This is a genomic window from Azospirillum brasilense, from assembly GCF_003349955.1.
Classification (GTDB): Bacteria; Pseudomonadota; Alphaproteobacteria; order Azospirillales; family Azospirillaceae; genus Azospirillum; species Azospirillum brasilense_B.
Map to the genome: position 1 here is coordinate 212221 of NZ_QLKQ01000001.1, position 18271 is coordinate 230491.

An 18271-nucleotide genomic window follows, 5' to 3' on the forward strand; every position below is an offset into this window, starting at 1 on the left:
CCCGGTGGCGAAACCGATGGCGGAGGGGCCGGACATCGTCGTCGCGGCCCTGTCGGCGCGTGCGCTCGCCGCCGCCGCCCGCCGCGCCGGCCGGCGACCGGCGTCCGTCGACCTGTTCGCCGATCTCGACACCAGACAGCTTGCAGAACCCTGCATCCGCCTGGACTCCGACACTATGCGCCTGGACTCAGCCGCCCTTCGCGACGCCCTGGCGAGGCCCGACCTGCGAGGTCTGCCGCTGGTCTACGGTGCCGGCTTCGAAGACGACCCGGCGCTGCTGGCGCGCCTCGCGGAGGACCGTCCGCTGCTCGGCAACCGGCCCAAGGTGGTGGCGCGTGTCAAGGACCCGTTCCGTTTCGCCGCCACCCTGGCCCGGCTCGGCATCCCCCATCCTCCGGTCGCGGCGGCCTGGGACGGTTCACCCGGCGAGCATCTGCGCAAGCGGATCGGCGGCAGCGGCGGCGCGCACATCACCCCCGCGAAGGCGGGCGACACCGGACCGGGATGGTACATCCAGCGCCGCATCGCCGGCCATGCCCTGTCGGTCCTCTTCCTCGCGGACGGCGACCGCGCGGTCATCGTCGGGCTGAGCCGGCAGTGGACCGCGCCGACCACGGCAAGCCCCTTCCGCTATGGCGGAGCCGCCGGACCCTGGCGCTGTCCGGAGCGGTGGGGCCGGATTTTGCCCGCCATGATCGGCCGCCTTGTGGCGGCGTTCGAACTGGTCGGACTGAACAGCGCCGATGTCCTGGTGACCGGGTCGGATTTCCATCTGTTGGAGATCAACCCGCGACCGGGCGCGACGCTGGACGTCTTCGACCGTCCGCCGATGCCACCTTTGCTTGGTCTTCACCTCGACGCCTGTGGCGGGCGCCTGCCCGACCGCCTGCCGGCCTTGCCGGGAAGCCGGGCGGCGGCAGTGCTCTACGCCGACGCGCCCACCCGCATCGAGGCTGGCCGGCGCTGGCCGGCCTGGACCGCCGACCGGCCGGCGGCGCCGGCCGTCATCGGGCGCGGCGAGCCGGTCTGCACGGTGTTCGGCGATGGTCCCAGCGCCACCGCGGCACGGCATCATGCCGAACGACGGCAACGCGAACTGGCGGCCCTCGCCGCGATGGAGATGCAGCGATGATCACGGAAACGCCGTCCGATCCGCGCCCAAGCCTCGCCGCGCTGTCGGCTCCGCTGGTCGAACGGCTGGTGGCCGATGCCCCAATGCTTCGCCTCGGCATCCAGAGGATCGGCGGGGCCTGCATCGTCGATGCCGGGATCGGCCATCCCGGCGGGCTGGAGGCCGGACGACGCATCGCCGAACTGTGCATGGGCGGCCTTGGCCGGGTGGCACTTGGCCCGATCCCCGGCCCGCCGTCCTGGCCGTTCGGCGTCACCGTCCACAGCGCGCAGCCGGTCCTCGCCTGCCTCGGCAGCCAATACGCCGGCTGGAGCCTTAGCCACGGCAGCGGCAAGGGCGCCTTCTTCGCGCTCGGCTCCGGTCCCGGCCGCGCGCTGGCCCGACAGGAGGCGCTGTTCGACGAGCTGGACTACCGAGACACCGCCAACGCGGCGGCCTTCGTCATGGAGGCGACGGCGCTGCCACCCGCCGAACTGGTCGCCCACATCGCCACCAGCTGCGGCATCGCCGCGGATCGGCTGACCTTGGTCCTCACCCCGACGCAGAGCCTCGCCGGCACCACCCAGGTCGTCGCCCGCGTTCTGGAAGTCGCCCTGCACAAGCTGCACGCGCTCGGCTTCCCGCTCGACCGCGTCGTCGACGGCATCGGCATGGCGCCCCTGCCGCCGGCGGGTGGCGGCTTCCTCACCGCGATGGGCCGGACCAACGACGCGATCCTCTACGGCGGCACGGTCCATCTGCACGTGACCGGTCCGGACGACGCGGCGGAGGATTTGGCCCGCCGCCTGCCCTCCGCCGCCTCCCGCGACCATGGGCGCCCCTTCGCGGAGGTCTTCGCGGCGGCGAAGGGGGACTTCTACGCCATCGACTCCATGCTGTTCAGCCCGGCGCGGGTGATCGTCACCGCCCTGGACAGCGGACGCAGCTTCCACGGCGGAACCCTGGCGCCGGACCTCGTGGAGCGCTCGTTCCGCGATGCCCGGTGAGCGCGCCGCCCTGATCCTCACCGAACGGCCGGACTGGCACACGCCGCGGCTGGTCCGGGCCATCGAGGCGCGCGGCCTGCCCTGCCGCTGCGTTCCGCCGCACCACTACGGAATCGCCGTCGGCCACACGGCAACGGGCCTGCTGATCCCCGGCTTCGAGGACGCGCTGCCGGCGGGCGTCTTCGTCCGCGCGGTGGGCCGGGGCAGCTTCGAGCAGGTGACGCTGCGCCTCGGCGTGCTCCACGCGCTGCGCGACCTCGGGGTGCCGGTCCACAACGACGCGCGGGCCATCGAGCGCTGCGTGGACAAGAGCATGACCAGCTTCCTGCTGGACCGCGCCGGCCTGCCCACCCCGCCGGCCCTTGCCACGCAGGAGGCCGAACCGGCCCGATACGTCCTCGACCATGCGCCCGATCAAGTGCTGAAGCCGCTGTTCGGCGCGCAGGGGCGCGGCCTGCAACGGCTGGACGGACCCGACGCACTGCCCGACGCCGAAACGGTCGGCGGCGTCTACTACCTCCAACCCTTCATCCCGCCTCGGACCGAAGGCGCGTGGCGGGACCGCCGCGTCTTCGTGGTCGGCGGGCGGGCGGTCGCCGCGATGACCCGGCACGGGCGGAGCTGGATCACCAACGTCCACCAGGGGGCCGCGTGCGAGGCCGCGCCCGCCGACGACGAGCCCGCCGCGCTCGCCGTCCGCGCCGCCGCGGCGGTCGGCGCGCGCTATGCCGGCGTGGACCTGATCCAGGATCGGGCGGGACGCTGGCTGGTTCTGGAGGTCAACAGCATGCCGGCGTGGCAGGGCTTGCAGCGGGTCAGCGCGGTGGACATCGCCGACGCCCTGGCCGCCGACTTCGTTGAGCGGGTGGGCGCATGATCGGTGGACCCATGATCGACTGGGCGCCGATCCCCCCCGATCCGGCCTCCGGCGTGGCCGGCGCCTACCGCGCCGCGTGCCACCTGGAGTTGCGGGCGCTGAAGCCGGGCAACGTCCACATCCATGCCGAGGGCCACGGCATGACCGTCGCCCAGTTCCTCGCCAGCGCCGACGCCACCGCGCCCATCCTCGCGCGGCCGGGGCTGAGCGTCGGGGAGCGGCTGCACGCCGCCGTCGTCGCCACGCGCGCCATCGCCGGCTGCAACACCAACCTCGGCATCCTGCTGCTGGCCGCACCGCTGGCCCGGGCGGCGCTGACGTGCGGCGAAGGCAGCTTGCGCGACCGGCTAAGCCATGTCCTCGCCACCCTGACGGTGGCGGACGCGGAACTGGCCTTCCAGGCCATCGCGCTCGCGGAGCCTGCCGGGTTGGGCCGCGTGGAGGGGGCGGACGTGCACGCCCCGGCGCGGGTGACCCTGCTCGACGCCATGCGGGAGGCGCGGGACCGCGACAGCATCGCCCGGCAATACGCGACGGGCTTCGCGGACATCTTCGACACCGGCGTGCCGAGCCTGCGGCGATGGCTGGCCGCCGGGGCGGATTTCGAGCGGGCAACGGAAATGATTTATGTCGAATTCCTCGCCAGCCTGCCCGACAGCCATGTCATCCGAAAATACGGGCGGGAGCGGTCTGAATGGTTACGCGCACGGGCTTCGGAATTGAGGGAAAACACGGCCCCGGATCGTGCATTCACGCTAACGCGATCGCGCTTGGCGGAACTGGACCGCGACCTCAAATACAATGGCGTCAACCCGGGAACGACCGCGGATATTGTCGTGGGTTGCCTCCTTGCGTTCTGGCTCATGCAATCCCCGCAGCCGCCCGTCATAACGGACGTTCTTCGAAAAGACGCGCTTCACGAAGAACGCCGGCAACGCTAGGGAGAAAGGACATGCCGATGTGGGGAGGACAGTCCACGAAGATCAACCGCGTGCTCGTCGGCGAGTCGCTGGTCGGTGATGGGAACGAGGTCGCTCACATCGATCTGATCATGGGACCGCGCGGCAGCGCCGTGGAAACGGCCTTCTGCAACGCGCTGACCAACAACAAGGACGGTTTCACCGCCCTTCTCGCGGTCGTGGCACCCAACCTGATGTGCAAACCGGCGACCATCCTGTTCAACAAGGTCACCATCAAGGGTGCGGAGCAGGCCGTGCAGATGTTCGGTCCCGCCCAGCATGCCGTCGCCAAGGCGGTCGCCGACTGCGTGTCGGAAGGCACCATCCCGCAGGACGAGATCGACAACATCTTCATCTGCGTCGGCGTCTTCATCCACTGGGAGGCCAAGGACAACGCCAAGATCCAGGACTACAACTACCGCGCCACCAAGGAGGCCATCGAGCGCGCGGTCGCCAGCTTCCCGAGCGCGCAGGATTTGATGAACCAGAAGGACAAGGTGAAGCACCCCTTCGCCGCGTGATGGGCTTATCGGGACAGGGCTTCCAACTCCCCGCCGCCGATGCGGCCGTCGTGCAGCGCCGTCGCCACCAGGGCGCCGGCGCTGCCACGCGCCGCGAGGTGACGGAGATCGTCGCCATTGCGCACACCGCCGGCGGCGAACAGGCTGGCCTCCGGCTTGATCCGACCGATCTCGGCGAGGCGGCTCCAGTCCGGTCCCTCGCCGGACCCGACGCGGGCCAGGGTCATGGTGATGATCCGTTGCGGCCACAGGTCGGGGCGATCCAACAGGCCAGGGGGACCGACAAAGCGGTCGCGGAAATCGAGCGAGAGGATCACCCGTGCCCAGGCCGGATCGGCCCTCAACGCGGCCAGCGGCGCGAGATCGTGCAGGCTCTCGCTGCCGAGCACGGCGTCGCCGAGCCCCGACGCGACGAAGCCGCGCACCGCGTCGGCGGTGCGGAACCCGGCATCGACCCAGAACGCGACATCGGGAAATGCCGCTTTCAGCCGCGCCAGCGTCGGCCGGTTCTCCCCGGTGCCCTGGATGGCGTCGAGGTCGGCGGCGTAGACCACCGGAAACGGATGCAGGCGGAGCAGACCGCCGACCACCGCCACCGGGTCGTTGCCGGCGCACAGCGAGGAACGCAGGGGTGGGTAGCGGCCCCGGTCGCCGCGGCGGGCGTGCACCACACCGCCCTCCCTCAGGTCGATCACCGGAACGACGTGGAACATTTCGCCCTCCCTCGGCTGCATGGCGGCGGACAGAATGCACATCCTGGTCTGTGAATTCGTGACCGGCGGCGGCATGCCCTCGGAGACCGCCATCCCGGCCAGCCTCGCCCGCGAGGGCGACCTGATGCTCCACGCCCTGCTGGCCGACCTGCTGGAGATGCAGGGGGTGGCGGTGACGGTCACCCGCGACGCCCGCCTTCCGCCGCTCGCGGCCGCCGTGCGCAGCATAACCATCACCGACCCGCGCGAGTCCTGGGCGCTTTGGGAGGACCTCGCCCGGCAGGCCGACGGCGTCTGGCCGATCGCCCCGGAAACGGACGGTGCGCTGGAGCGTTTCAGCCGCATGGTCGAAGCGACCGGCCGCCGCCTGTTCAACAGCCGCGCCGACGCGGTGGCCGTCGCGTCCAGCAAGGCGGCAACCACGGCCGTGCTGTCCGCGGCCGGGCTGCCCGTCGTCCCGGTCTGGCGTGCTGTTACGGGTGCCCCACCAGGGCACGGCCCCTGGGTCGTCAAACCCGACGACGGGGCCGGCTGCACCGACACCCGGTTGATCCGCGACCATGCCGACTGGCGGAATTGGCTGGACGAGGCGGACCGGAGCGGCTTCGTGGTGCAGCCCTTCCAGCCCGGCACGCCGGCCAGCCTGTCGATGCTCTGCCGTGAGGGGCACGCCTGGCCGCTGACCGCCAACCGCCAGAGCGTTTCGCTGTCCGGCGGCCGCTTCTTCTACGGCGGAGGGGTCGTCGGCGGAATGGCGCTGTCCCCTGCCCTTTCCAATCTCGCCCAGGGCGTCGCGGCGGCGCTGCCCGGCCTGTTCGGCTTCGTGGGAGTGGATTTCATCGCCGGTCCCGACGGGCCGACGATCATCGAGGTCAACCCGCGCCTCACCACCTCCTGCGTGGGTGTGCGGCGCGCGACGGGGCTGAACGTCGCCGCGGCGGTGCTGGATCTGGCGCGTGAACCACCGGTCCCCCCGCCGCCGGTGGCGCGCATCGAACCGGTCCTTCTGACGCTGGAGGGGTGAGCCATGGATGGCGGCGCGTTGATCGGATTGGACATCGGCGGGGCGCATCTGAAAGCCGCCCTGTTCAATGAGGCGGGGACGCTCCGCGACCTCGACCAATGGCCCTGCCCGCTCTGGCAGGGACTCGACCGCTTGGAGCAGGCCGTCGCGGCGGTGATCACCCGCTGGGGCATGCCATGCCACGTCGCCGCAACGATGACCGGGGAGTTGGCGGACCTGTTCGACGACCGCGCCGACGGCGTGCGCCGCATCGCCGCCACGATGCGGTCCGCCCTGCCCGCCGCGACGCTCAGCGTCTTCGCCGGTCCCCGCGGGCTGGTGCCGGTCGATGCCGTGCCGGACTGCGCGGCGGCGGTGGCCTCCGCCAATTGGTACGCCACGGCGTTGCTGGCCGCGGCGGGCGGCGACGGCGTCCTGTTGGATGTCGGAAGCACGACGACCGACATCGTCCCGCTTGTCGGCGGCGCCCCGCTCCATGCCGGCTATTCCGACGCCGAGCGGCTGGACAGCGGGGAGCTGGTCTACACGGGCGTCGTGCGAACCCCGGTCATGGCGGTCGCCCGCACGGTCCCCTATGGCGGAGGCCGGCGCGCGCTGATGGCGGAACTGTTCGCGACCATGGCCGACGTTCACCGCCTGACCGGGACGCTTCCGGAAGGCGCCGACCAGCACCCGACGGCGGACGGGCGCGACCATGGCATCACCGCCAGCGCGCGGCGCCTGCTGCGGATGGTCGGCGACGATCTGGAGCCGGGCGGTCTGCCGAAGGCCAGCCGCCTCGCCCACCATCTCGCGGAACGCCAGCTCCGCCGGATCGAGGACGCGCTCGATCAGGTGCTGTCGCGGGGCCTGATGGCGGACGCCCCGCCGCTCGTCGGCGCCGGGGTCGGCCGTTTCCTGGTGCAGCGACTGGCCGAACGCCGGGGAGTGGCCTACCGCGATTTCGAAGCGCATCTGCCGGTGGCGCCGGCCTTGCGGGAGCGCACGGGATGGTTCGCCCCCGCCGTCAGCGTCGGCTGGCTGGCCTTTCACGGTGCGCCGCACAAACACCTTTGCCCGGTTGCCGCCCCTGTCGACACGGTTTCATACTCGCGTGATTGAACACAATGCAGGACCGGACGATGGCTGCTGCGGCCACGTTCCTCCGGCCGTCCGCTCGCGCGGCGCTGGCCGGCGTCTGGCTGTCCGTCTGGCTGTTTGGGGCGGCGGCCCCGGCAACGGCCGATCCCCTGCCCGTGTTCGAGGTCGCCCCCGGTGTGTTCGTGCACGCCGGCCGCCACGAGGAAACCGACGCGACCAACGCCGGGGACATCGCCAACTGCGGGTTCGTCGTCGGGGACGACGCCGTCGCCGTGATCGACAGCGGCGGCTCGCCGATTGTGGGGCATCGTTTGCGTGAGGCGATCCGCGCCCACACCGACCGGCCCATCCGCTACGTCGTCAACACCCACATGCACCCGGACCATATTCTGGGAAACGTGGCCTTCCTGCCCGACCAGCCCGATTTCGTCGCCCACGGCAATCTCCAGGCGGCCCTGGCGGCGCGGGGGGAGCATTACCGGCAGGCGTTCGACGCCGCGGTCGGTGCCGCCGCCGCCGCGGAGGTCCGGATCATCCCGCCGACCCTCGCGGTCGCCGACCGCCTGGAGCTGGATCTGGGCGGGCGCGTGCTCGACCTCGCCGCGTGGTCGGTGGCCCACTCGGACAACGACCTGACGGTGCTCGACCGGCGGACGAAGACCCTGTGGGCCGGAGACCTGCTGTTCATGGAGCGGGCACCGGCCATCGACGGATCGGTCCTCGGCTGGCTGCGCACGCTCGACGCTCTGGCCGCGGTACCGGCGGCGCGCGTCGTTCCCGGACACGGCCCGCCCTCATCCCCCTGGCCGGATGCCGCGGCGGATCTGCGCCGTTATCTGGGCCGGGTGGTCGAGGGCGTCCGCGAGGTCCAGGCCGCCCACGGAACGATCCAACAGGCGGTCGACACGGTCGCCGCCGACGAGGCGCCGCGCTGGCGCCTGTTCGAGTCCTACAACCCGCGCAACGTGACGGCGGCCTTCGCCGAACTGGAATGGGAATGACACCATGACCACACCGCACCGGACGATTTCAACGCTGTCGGTCACCGCGCTGGCGGGAGCGGCGTGGTTGTGCCTGAGCGGCGCGGGCGCTCTGGCGGCCTCGCCGCAGGAGGAGCGCTGGGACCTGTTGCGCGACATGTATTTCTCGGGCCGCACGGTCGAGGACGCCGGCCCCCTCCTCAGCCTGGAGGCGCCGAAGCGGGCCAACGACGCGGCGGTCGTGCCCATCCGGATCGTGACGGCGCCGGGAAGCGGCGTCCAGGTGACCGCGGTCCACCTCATCGTCGATGAGAATCCCGTGCCGATGGCCGCGACCTTCCGTTTCCCCCACGGCGACAGCCCGCAGGCGATCGACACCCGTCTGCGGGTCAATGCCTACACCAACATCACCGCCGTCGCGGAAACCAGCGACGGGCGGCTGCTCCGCACCACGCAATTCGTCAAGGCGTCCGGGGGATGCTCCGCCCCGGCCCTGAAGAACGCCCAGCTCGCCGTCGCCCGCATGGGCAAGATGAAGCTGAACCTTCCCGACAACATCGTCGCCGGAAAGCCGCTGACCGCGCAACTGCTGATCAGCCACCCCAACTACACCGGCATGCAGTATGACCAGCTCAACCACTATTTCATCCCGGCCCACTACGTGAAGACCGTCGCCATCCGCTACAACGGGGCGCCGGTGCTCGACGTGCAATCGGACATCTCGATGAGCGAAGACCCCAGCATCCACTTCTCCCTGGTGCCGGAGGAGCAGGGAACGCTGGACGTCACCGCTGAGGATTCGAACGGGCGGGTTTTCCAGGAGAGCTGGCCGATCCGCGCCAATTCCGGTTCCTGAAGGCCGCCTGTGCCGCCGCCGGACCCGTCAGAAGCATTTCAGGTCGGCGGCGACCTGGGCTTGCCGGAAATCGTTCAGCAAGTCCTTGATCCACCCGACGTCCCGCATCAGCGCGGCGCGCTCGCCGGGTGCCTCCTGCATGCCCCGCGCGGTCTCCACCGCCACGTAGCTGTCGTAGGGAAAATGCGCGGCGATCTCGTCGATGCTGCAGGAGCATTTGCGCACGACGTCCGGCCCCTGGCCGTTGGACAGCATGCAGCCGAGAACGTAATCGACGCGGGCGTAAGTGGGGTAGCCGTCCTCGGCCTGCGCCGTGCCGCAACCGATCAGAAGCGCGAGCAACGCAACCGGAAGACCATTCCTCGTCATCGGGTCGGATCCATGCTGGTCTGTCCCAAAAAGCGCGTCCTGATCGTGTGACGATCGAGCCCGTCGTCTCAAGCACGCATTTGGAGACGGCTACGGGAAAGATTGGCCGTTCAAAACCAGAACTGAATACATTCGGCGTTCTTTCACCGCAAACATTCCCTACGTATTTCCCATGCGGCTATCCATTCGTATGGTGGCCGCTCCAGGATTGGGCCGGTAGGCTTCCTCAAGAGGGCCAAAACCACAGATGGTCCTTTTCATCCGTTCAGGAACTGAGGGAGCGCATCATGAAAACCTGGCGCAAACCGAAAATCCGTGTCATCGCCGTCGGCACCGAAATCAACGCCTACGCCTGCGCACAACTTTGACGGCGCGGTACCGGCGAAGCCGTGTGCCTCATCATGCCCAATCATGCCCATGACCACATGCCCATGACCGCGACTTGACGGCGGGCAGCGGCGTGCCTCGCCCTCGCTGCCCGCTCGTCTGTTTCGACAGAATGTCGAGTCAAGGCCCCGCCTGACCCTGCCGCTCCGGGCGCACCGGCTCGAACCGGGCGAACCACTGGCCCGTGCCATCCGGCCCCGCGGCGTCGCAATACAGCGAGGACAGGCGCAGACGTCCAGCCCCCTCCAGCCGCGCCCCCGTCGCCATGGTGTGAAAGTCATCCCCCCCCACCACACGGTGCGTGATGGTGAGGTAAAGCCGTGACAGCGCGCCGCCCCGAAGCATCGTGGACAGCATGCGGGGGCCGGTCAGCAGATACACGCTGCGGAAGCCGAGCGCACCGAGTTCGCGCACCAGCGGCGCCCCTTCCACCCCGTTTCCCTCTCCCGCCACGATCACCGGAAAACCGCGCGCCTTCAGGGCATCGACCCTCTCCGGCGTGGCCTGCCGGCCCGTCGCGACCAGAACGCGCCGCTTTTCCCGTATGACCGACTCCGGAACCGGAAAATCAAGGCTGGCACTGGCGATCACGATGGCGGGCTGGGCGGACAAGCCGTTCTCCTGCCTCCAGCGCGCGAGGTCGCGGCCTACGGCGTGGGTCCCGATCCGAAGTACGTCGTCCAGCCGGCCGGCCGCGAGATCGCGCAGATAGCCGCCATGCGTGACCAGACAATCGGCCTGGGCCTGCAACTCGAGAAACAGGCGAAAGTCGTTCTCGCTGGTGATCTCGACCGGAAGGTGACTGGCTCCGCTGGCGGGGTCCGACACGGCGATGCGCCCATCGAGGCTGCCGACGAAGCTCGCATAGACGAACGGCGCACCGGCGCGGCCCAGGGTGTGGAGCGCCTCGGCCGCATAGAGCCCGGCCAACGCCACCTCCTCGGGCGGCCCCGGAAGAAGCCTGAGCACACGCGCAGCCATGCCCTACGATAGCACCGCCATCGGCGCGGCCAAGGGCGCGGAAGGAGGGGGGCGTTGCCGCCCTTCCCGTCAGGCCCCTTCCCGTCAGGAGAACCAGCGGGCGACATCGCCGGTCTGACCGACAATGGTGACGCTCACCCCCGGACGAAGGTCGAGCAGGGTGCTGCCGTTCACGACCCGCGCCGACGCGATCACTCTTCCAAGATCGAGAGAGGAGTCGAAGAGCGCCAGCCGGTCGGTGCCCGCGGTGAAGTCCATCACCACCGATCCGCCGGAAGTCCCGCCGAACGCGAAGATGTCCGCTCCGGCGCCTCCCCACACCGTGTCGGCGCCCTGATCGAGGAACAGCAGGTCATCCCCCGCCCCGCCGAACATGACGTCGTCGCCGGCTCCGCCGAACAGCGTGTCGTTGCCGTCGCCGCCATCGGCGATATCGTTCCCGGCTCCCAGCGACAGGACGTCGTCACCACTCCCGCCGAACAGCGTGTCGTCGCCGTCCTCCCCGAACAGCGTGTCGTTGCCGTTCCCGCCGTCGGCGATGTCGTTCCCGGCTCCCAGCGACAGGATGTCGTCACCATCCCCGCCGAACAGCGTGTCGTCGCCGTCCTCCCCGAACAGCGTGTCGTTGCCGTTCCCGCCGTCGGCGATGTCGTTCCCGGCCCCCAGCGACAGGATGTCGTCGCCATCCTCCCCGAACAGGACGTCGTCGCCACCCTCTCCGAACAGGATGTCGTTGCCCGTGCCGCCCCCCATGGTGTCCCGCCCGGCGCCGCCGCCCATCGTGTCGTTCTCGGAGCCGCCATTCATCAGGTCGTCGCCGTCGCCACCGTGCATCAGGTCATCGCCGGCGTCGCCATACAGCGTGTCGTTGCCGAACGTGCTGGCCACCGTGTCGTTGCCGCCGCCACCCGACAGGAAGTCGTCGCCGGGACCGAGGATGATCGATTGGGCGCCGGAGTCCCCATAGACCACCTGATTGCCCTCGCCCCCGGTCAGCGTCGCCGACCCAATGACCGCGGCGAACGCCACATGGTCGAGCTGGATGGTCAAGGGCACCGCGGAGCCGGTCGTATCGATGACCAGGACCGTCGGCAGGCTGGCCTCCCGGGTGGAGCCGGCGATGTGAACCATCGCTCCTCCGGGCGCGGTGGACGCGGTGAAGGCGAGCGTGCGCAGAAGCGGAGTCGCCTGCTGCGACAGCGTGCCCAGGAACCGAACCCCGCCGCTGGAGAGGTCGGACCGCGAGGCCGACCCCGCCGTCGTGCGCGCCTCGATCGCCTGGATCAGGTCGGCTTCCATCAGGGGCGCCGCCCCGCGGGCCGCTGGGCCGCTCGCCGTCAGCCCGACTCCGGTCGGCAAGCCGACCTGCAATGTGGTCACCACGGCCGGCTGTCCGGTCGAGGGGTCGGTCACCGTCTCCCGGACCAACGGCACATCGGCCAACCCGGCGTTCGGACTGCCGGAATCATCCACACGGCCGGCGGCGGGGGCCTCAATCACCACGGTGCTGACAGCCCGCCCGTTGACCTGCGACGCGAGCGTCTGGACATGCGCGCCGTCCACCACCACTCCCGCGTCCTTCGCCGCGGTCGCCGTCCCGGCCGACGACACGTTGCCCGCCGCGTCGGTCAACGTGACCGACAGGGACAGGGTGCCGTCGAGCAGGCTGGACACATCGATCCCATTGACCGTGCCGCTCGCCCCGGTGAGCGTTCCGGTCCCCGTCAGCGAACCGCCACCGCCCGAGGAGGACAGCGTCCAGCGGTAGGTCGCCCCATTCTCACCACCGGAAAGGACAAATCCGACGCTGCTCTGCTTGGCCTGATCGATGGACGCGTCGTTGAAGGTCACCGACGGCGTCGTCGGGGCGATGGTATCAATGGTCACCGACAGAGCGGCGGATGCCGGGCCCGTGTTGTCTGCCGCGTCCGTCGCCTGGGCGGTGAAGGCGTGGGTGCCGTCCGCCAACGGCCCCGCGCTGAGGTCGGCGATCCAGAGGCCGTGCGCGTCGGTGGTGACGGTCGCCACCTCCGTCGCGCCGTCGGACAGGACGACGCGGCTGTTGGCTTCCGCCGTGCCGCGCACGAACAGCCGGTTGGTGTTGGTGACCGTCACCGGCAGCGTGCCGGTGGAGTCGGTGCTCACGGCGGTGATCGTCGGGGGGCCCGGCGGGGTGACGTCCACCATCGGCAGCGTCAGCGTGCCGGTGGCCGGGGTGGTGAGGCCGTCGCTCACGGTCACCGCGACCGTCGCCGTGGCGGCGGTGCCTCCGGTGATCCGCAGGGTTGCCAGGGTCGCGTTCACGTCGGTGACCGACCCGCTGATGGTCACGGTGCCATCGCCCGCGGTCGCGACGCTCGCCTGCCCCGCCGCCGTGGCTCCCAGGGTCGCCTGGGTCGGCGCCAGGGTCACCGTGATCGACGGGCTGTCCGGATCGGTGATCTGGATGCCCGTCAGCGCCGTGTCGAGGCCCTGGTCGAGGGTGATCGGCTGCGGCAGCGTGAGCGTCGGGGCGACCAGGGTCGCCGGATCGGCAATGGTCACCGCGATGGTCGCCTCGGCGTCGGTCGTCAGCGTGCCGAGGTCGCTGGTCGTCACCCGGATCGTCCCGGAGGTCTCGCCCGCTGTGCCGGTGAAGGTCAGGGTGGCCAGCGTGGCCGTGATGTCGGCCTGCGTGCCGACAAGGCGCCAGACTCCCGCCGACGGCTGGGTCAGGGTTACGCCGCCCTGCGCCGTCAAAGCCAGCGCGCCGTTGGTCGGGGTCAGCGTGACCTGAAGGGTCGGGCTGTCGTAGTCGCTGACCGACAAACCGGTCACCGCCGTCGCCACGCCGGAGATCACCGACAGGGTGGCGGGCGCCGTGTGCTCGGGCGAGGACAGCACGCCGATGACCAGAAGGCTGTCGGCATCCGGGGTCAACGGCTGGTCGTCGGAGGACTCGAACCGGATCGACGCGCTGGTGACGTTGTGCGACGCGGTGAACTCAAGCTGCTGCAGGGTGCGGTTCACGTCCTCCAGCGAACCGGTGAGCCGGACCTTGCCGTCGCCGAGGTCGCTCGTCGTGGCCGAGCCGTAGAGCGGCAGGGTGAGGGTGCCGTTGGTCGGCGTCAGCACGACGGTCATGGTGCCGCCGTCGTTATCGGTGATCTCCAGCCCCAGCACCTCCGTCGAGCGGCCGGCGACCAGGGTGGGGCTGCTCGGCAGGACATTGGCCGGCGGCGACTGGATGACAATGGCCAGCGTTTCCGAGGCGTCCGGCGTCGAGGGGTCGCCGTCGGCCACCGTCACCGCGATGCTGCCCGCCGTCTGCCCGCCGGAGCCGGTGAAGACCAGCGAGGCGAGCGTCGTGTTGACGTCGGCTACACTGCCGCTGACCGTCACGGTGCCGTCGCCGGCCGTGCTGACCGCGGCGGGGCCGGCGAGGCCGAGGCTGCCGTGGCCGGGCGTCAGGGTCACCGTCACCGTGGCGCTGTCGCCGTCCATCACCGACAGCCCGGCGATGGCCGCGGCCGTCCCCGCCACCACCGTTGGGGAGCTGGGCAGGGTCAGCACCGAGTCGACCGGGTCCTCGTTGCGGATGGTCCCCGACGCCGATGCCGTTTCGATCGCCGTCGCCACGACCGACGGGTTGGACAGGGTGACGGTGAAGGTCTCGTCCGGCTCGATGTCCGTGTCGCCCGACACCAGAATGGTGATGGTCTTCGTCGCCTCGCCATCGGCGAAGGAGACGCTGCCCGACGGCAGGGTCCCGCCGAAATCGGCGGCGTCGAGCGTGGCCCCCGCCGGACCGGCGTCGGCCGCCACCGCCCAGTCCACCGTCAGCGCGCCGCTCGTGTTGCCGGCGCGGGTGACGGTGAAGGTGAAGGCGGTGGTGCCGCTGTCGCCCTCCCGCTTGTCGGCGTCGGTCGCCGCGATGGCGAGGCGCGACGGAATGACCACGGCCACCTGGGCCGCGTTGATCTGCTGCTGGAGATTGGCGCCGGTGAAGGCGGTGACGGCGCCCGACACGTCGCCGGCGGCGGTACCGTTGCGCAGTTCGTCCGCCGCCGTGCCCTGCGCCACCACCTGGGCCTGGGCCATCTGGGTCAGCCCATCGACGCCGCCGCTGTTGGTTGTGCCGGCGGTGATCACCGCGCCGTTCGACGCGGCGATGACGTTGGCCGCGCCATTCGTCACCGCGGCCAGCTTCGTGCTGTCCACGGCCCCGATCCGCGCCCCGGCGGCGGCCAGGATTGCGGCCAGGACCGCCGGATCGGCGAGATCGATCGTCCCGCCGGCCGGGACCGCCTTGATCGCGTCGGCGATGGCACCCACCAGCGCCCGCCCGATCACGCCGCTCGCCCGCGGCGTGCCGATCACCACCGCGTCGAGCACGGCGCTGCCCTGGACGATCACGTTGGCAACGCTGGCGGCGGCGGCCTGGGTTTTCAGCGCCCTCGCGATGGCCGTGGCGTCCGCCCCGGCCGTGGTCACCGCGACGATGGGGTCGTAGGTGAGCAGATCGATGCCGGCGTCGATGCCGAGCTTGCTCTTCAGCTCGGTCGCCGCCGCCGCGATCTCGCTGTCGGTTCCGGCGAGCCCCGCCATGCCCATGACGATGGTGGTCAGCGGCGTGATGACCGACGCCGAGCCCGGCGCCTCGTAGACGCCGGTGAAGGGCAGATTGGTCGAGATGTCGGTGCCGCCGATCATGACGATGGGACCGGAGCCGCCGGGGATCGACCAGCTTCCCACCGCGTTGGTGGTCCCGAACGCCTCGCCGGCGTCGAGCTGACCGTTGGCGTTGGCGTCGGCGAACACCGTGGCGCCGGCGATGTAGCCGTCGATGGCGTGGCCGCCGCGGACATTGACCAGCACATGGCTGGTGACCGGTGCCGCGCTGCCGAAACCGAGGCTGGTCACCGCGTTGCCGGCGCTGTCGAGGATCTGCGCGCCGTTCAGGTCGATGGTCCCGGCGACCGTTATGCCGTCGCTGTCCAGATCCGCCGCGCCGACGGCGTAGCGGAACACCAGCTTGCCGGAGTCCACGCGCAGGAAGGTGGCGTAGCGGGTCTGGGTCCCGATGGTCAGCGCCAGCCGCGGCGCGCCCGCGCCGGAGACGCCGACCGCGTCGCTGAAGGCGACGGTAAAGTCCAGCGTGTCGCCGCGCGCCGCCAGATAACGGCCGGCGGCCGGGCCGGTCACCGCCGTGACGGTGGCGGGACGGTCGTCGTTGAGGATGGTGCCGGTCGCCGTCGCGGTCTCCACCGTGATCTTGGCGTCGGCCACCGTGGTCGAGGGGGAGAAGAGCAGCACCCGGAATTGCTCGTTGCCCTCGACCTGCCGGTCGCCGCTGATCGGAACGGTGATGGTCTTGCTGGTCTCGCCGGCGGCGAAGGTGATGGTGCCGCTGGGCAGCGTGCCGCCGAAATCGGCCGCGTCGGCGAGGCTGCCGCTCAGGCCGGTCGTGTCGACCTGCCACTTGACCGTGGTGGCGCCCGAGGTGTCGCCACGCCGGGTGATCGTGTAGGTCAGGCTGGTGGACCCGCTGTTGCCTTCCGCGATCGACAGGCTGGACGGGGTGAGGCTCAGCCATTGCACCGGGGTCAGGCTGATCGTCACCGCGCGGCCGACCAGATGGGTCCCGTCGGACACGGTGTAGCTGAAGGCCCCCGCAGCCCCGGTCGCGCCGAAGGGCGGCGTGTAGATCACCGCGGCGAGCTGGTCGGGCGTCAGCGTGTCGCCGACGGCGAGCGCCGTGCCGTCGTAGCGCTGGAGCGTTCCGACCGTGGGCAGGCCGGTGACCGTGATGGTCAGCGGGTCGCCTTCCGGATCGACCGGCTTGTCGATCGACAGCCCCACGCGGCTGGAATTCTGGTCGATGGCGACGTGCTTGGCCTCCTGCACCGCCGGGGGGGTGTTGGTTCCCCGCACGGTGATGGTCAGCGTCGCGGTGGAGGTCGCGCCGGACTGGTCGGAGACGGTGTAGCTGACAGTCTCCTGCCGGGTCTGGCCGAACAGCAGCGTGCCGTAGCCGCCCGCCGGGTCGAAGCTGTAGCCGCCATCGGCGTTCAGCGTCAGGCGGCCGCCCCCGGCCAGCGTGATGGCCTGGCCGACGTTGGCGGCGTCCCCGTTCACCGCGCTGACGGTCAGCCGGTCGCCGACATCGGGGTCCGTATCGTTGGCGAGCACGCCGTTCGACGCGACCACCGTGACCGGTGTGAGCCGGTCGGTCTCGCCCGTGTCGTTCGCCGCGACCGGTGCGTCGTTGACGTTGGCGACCTCAATGGTCAGCAGATCCGACACCGTGGCGCCGGAGGAATCGGTCGCCGTGACCCGCACCGTCCGGGTGCCGACGTCGGCGTTGCCCGGCGTGCCGGACAGCCTTCCGGTGACAGGATCGAAGCTGAGCCAGGAGGGCAGCGCCGACCCGTCGCCGCTGGTCGCGCTGAGGGTGAGGCTGTCTCCGGTGTCGGCGTCGGTGAAGACCCCAGCCGAAACCGTGTAGGAAAACGCCTGCCCCTGGTCCACGTTGCGGGTGCCGAGCGCCTGGGCCAGCACGGGGGCGTCGTTGACCGACAGCACATTGACGCTGGTGGTGCTGTTCGTCACCGACGCGCCGTCCGCATCGGTGACCGTCACGGTGAAGGCCGTGGTTTCCTGGGAGCCGGGCGCCACCCGGTTGGCCACTGGCTGGAAATCGAGCAGCCGCAGGGCGGCCTGGGCCGCCGCCGCGGAACTGGCGGTCAGGGTGTAGGTGCCGGCGGCCGACTTGGCAAAGCCGCTGGCGGCGAGGCTGGCGGCGGTGAAGGCGCCGGTGGCGTCACCGACCGTGCCGCCCGAATCACGGACCGTCACCACGACCGTCTGGACCTGAGCGGTGTCATTGTCGGAGACGGTCAGAGTGCCGAAGGGCTGCCGACTGTTGGTGTCGTCGGTCGCCTGGCCGGCCACGGCGCCACCGATGACGGGAGCCGTGTTGCCGGACGGACTCCGGGTGTCGATGGCATAGCCGGCCGAGGTCGCGCTGCCCGTCGGATTGTTTCCGGCGGCGTCACCCCATCCCGTTGCCACGGTGATCCGGCTATCGGAGGCGACCGTTTCCACGCTCGGGGTCAGGATGGCCGTATAGACCAGCCCATCGCTTCCGGGCACGACCGACAGATCCGACAGCGTTCCGTTCTGCGCGGCAACCGCCGAAAGGGAGAAGCCAACTGGCGCTTCGCTGAAGGTGAAGGTGACGGTTGCTGTCTCTCCCATCCCAATCGTCGTCTTGCTCAGCGCAACGGCAACCGACGGCGCCCCGGTGTCGATGGTGACGGTCAGCGCGGACGGGGCGGACGAGCTGTTGCCCGCCGCGTCGGTCACCACAGCCGTCAGCGTGTGCGTGCCGTCGCTCAGAGAGGCCGCGGTGATGCTCCAGGCGC

At 70.7% G+C, this 18271-nt stretch carries 13 protein-coding genes; 9 read left to right on the plus strand and 4 right to left on the minus strand.

Annotation, left to right across the window (positions count from 1 at the left end; genetic code table 11):
- The first annotated feature begins 4 nt into the window (after nucleotides 1-4).
- From DXK32_RS00940 to fae, 5 genes are read left to right on the plus strand one after another with little or no spacing between them, the layout of a single operon-like run.
- The gene (locus DXK32_RS00940) at nucleotides 5-1132 is read left to right on the plus strand and encodes an ATP-grasp domain-containing protein (protein ID WP_247876908.1); all 1128 of its coding nucleotides are present in this window, start codon (nucleotides 5-7) and stop codon (nucleotides 1130-1132) included.
- A complete protein-coding gene (gene mch, locus DXK32_RS00945) occupies nucleotides 1129-2118 on the plus strand; it encodes a methenyltetrahydromethanopterin cyclohydrolase (RefSeq protein ID WP_114856768.1) in 990 nt (329 codons plus the stop codon). The genes DXK32_RS00940 and mch overlap by 4 nt, the downstream gene beginning before the upstream one ends.
- Complete coding sequence (locus tag DXK32_RS00950; RefSeq protein WP_114856769.1) at nucleotides 2108-2995, plus strand: RimK family alpha-L-glutamate ligase; 888 nt, start codon at nucleotides 2108-2110, stop codon at nucleotides 2993-2995. Before mch ends, DXK32_RS00950 begins: the two co-directional genes overlap by 11 nt.
- Before the next feature lie 11 nt (nucleotides 2996-3006).
- Nucleotides 3007-3936 (plus strand): triphosphoribosyl-dephospho-CoA synthase, encoded by a 930-nt coding sequence (locus DXK32_RS00955; RefSeq protein ID WP_114856770.1) that lies wholly within the window; start codon nucleotides 3007-3009, stop codon nucleotides 3934-3936.
- Between the two features lie 11 nt (nucleotides 3937-3947).
- A complete protein-coding gene (fae, locus tag DXK32_RS00960; protein WP_275945596.1) occupies nucleotides 3948-4475 on the plus strand; it encodes a formaldehyde-activating enzyme in 528 nt (175 codons plus the stop codon).
- A gap of 5 nt (nucleotides 4476-4480) precedes the next feature.
- On the opposite strand, the gene DXK32_RS00965 is transcribed toward fae, so the two are convergent.
- Nucleotides 4481-5188, minus strand: a complete 708-nt coding sequence (locus DXK32_RS00965; RefSeq protein WP_114856771.1) for a HisA/HisF-related TIM barrel protein — start codon at nucleotides 5186-5188, stop codon at nucleotides 4481-4483.
- 34 nt (nucleotides 5189-5222) lie between these two features.
- Between DXK32_RS00965 and DXK32_RS00970 the strand changes: the two genes are divergently transcribed.
- From DXK32_RS00970 to DXK32_RS00985, 4 genes are read left to right on the plus strand one after another with little or no spacing between them, the layout of a single operon-like run.
- Nucleotides 5223-6212, plus strand: a complete 990-nt coding sequence (locus DXK32_RS00970) for an ATP-grasp domain-containing protein (protein ID WP_114856811.1) — start codon at nucleotides 5223-5225, stop codon at nucleotides 6210-6212.
- A gap of 3 nt (nucleotides 6213-6215) precedes the next feature.
- Entirely contained in the window at nucleotides 6216-7313 is a 1098-nt protein-coding gene (locus DXK32_RS00975; protein WP_114856772.1) for a hydantoinase/oxoprolinase family protein, read from the plus strand.
- 20 nt (nucleotides 7314-7333) lie between these two features.
- A complete protein-coding gene (locus tag DXK32_RS00980) occupies nucleotides 7334-8293 on the plus strand; it encodes a quinoprotein relay system zinc metallohydrolase 2 (protein WP_247876909.1) in 960 nt (319 codons plus the stop codon).
- 4 nt (nucleotides 8294-8297) lie between these two features.
- Nucleotides 8298-9128: a quinoprotein dehydrogenase-associated SoxYZ-like carrier gene (locus DXK32_RS00985; RefSeq protein ID WP_114856774.1), complete on the plus strand. Its 831-nt coding sequence runs from the start codon at nucleotides 8298-8300 to the stop codon at nucleotides 9126-9128.
- A 27-nt stretch (nucleotides 9129-9155) separates the two neighbouring features.
- Here DXK32_RS00985 and DXK32_RS00990 read toward each other — a convergent pair whose 3' ends face one another.
- From DXK32_RS00990 to DXK32_RS01005, 3 genes are all read right to left on the minus strand, one after another.
- Complete coding sequence (locus DXK32_RS00990; protein ID WP_247876910.1) at nucleotides 9156-9497, minus strand: hypothetical protein; 342 nt, start codon at nucleotides 9495-9497, stop codon at nucleotides 9156-9158.
- 507 nt (nucleotides 9498-10004) lie between these two features.
- Complete coding sequence (locus DXK32_RS01000) at nucleotides 10005-10820, minus strand: RibD family protein (RefSeq protein ID WP_247876913.1); 816 nt, start codon at nucleotides 10818-10820, stop codon at nucleotides 10005-10007.
- A gap of 129 nt (nucleotides 10821-10949) precedes the next feature.
- The gene (locus DXK32_RS01005) at nucleotides 10950-18260 is read right to left on the minus strand and encodes an Ig-like domain-containing protein (protein WP_282184561.1); all 7311 of its coding nucleotides are present in this window, start codon (nucleotides 18258-18260) and stop codon (nucleotides 10950-10952) included.
- Nucleotides 18261-18271: the final 11 nt, after the last annotated feature.

What these genes read in the sequence shown, in the direction of transcription:
- mch (WP_114856768.1), top strand. Translation starts at nt 1,129, where the DNA reads ATGATCACGGAAACGCCGTCCGATCCGCGCCCAAGCCTCGCCGCGCTG.
- DXK32_RS00950 (WP_114856769.1), top strand. Translation starts at nt 2,108, where the DNA reads ATGCCCGGTGAGCGCGCCGCCCTGATCCTCACCGAACGGCCGGACTGG.
- DXK32_RS00955 (WP_114856770.1), top strand. Translation starts at nt 3,007, where the DNA reads ATGATCGACTGGGCGCCGATCCCCCCCGATCCGGCCTCCGGCGTGGCC.
- fae (WP_275945596.1), top strand. Translation starts at nt 3,948, where the DNA reads ATGCCGATGTGGGGAGGACAGTCCACGAAGATCAACCGCGTGCTCGTC.
- DXK32_RS00965 (WP_114856771.1), bottom strand. Translation starts at nt 5,188, where the DNA reads ATGTTCCACGTCGTTCCGGTGATCGACCTGAGGGAGGGCGGTGTGGTG.
- DXK32_RS00970 (WP_114856811.1), top strand. Translation starts at nt 5,223, where the DNA reads ATGCACATCCTGGTCTGTGAATTCGTGACCGGCGGCGGCATGCCCTCG.
- DXK32_RS00975 (WP_114856772.1), top strand. Translation starts at nt 6,216, where the DNA reads ATGGATGGCGGCGCGTTGATCGGATTGGACATCGGCGGGGCGCATCTG.
- DXK32_RS00980 (WP_247876909.1), top strand. Translation starts at nt 7,334, where the DNA reads ATGGCTGCTGCGGCCACGTTCCTCCGGCCGTCCGCTCGCGCGGCGCTG.
- DXK32_RS00985 (WP_114856774.1), top strand. Translation starts at nt 8,298, where the DNA reads ATGACCACACCGCACCGGACGATTTCAACGCTGTCGGTCACCGCGCTG.
- DXK32_RS00990 (WP_247876910.1), bottom strand. Translation starts at nt 9,497, where the DNA reads ATGACGAGGAATGGTCTTCCGGTTGCGTTGCTCGCGCTTCTGATCGGT.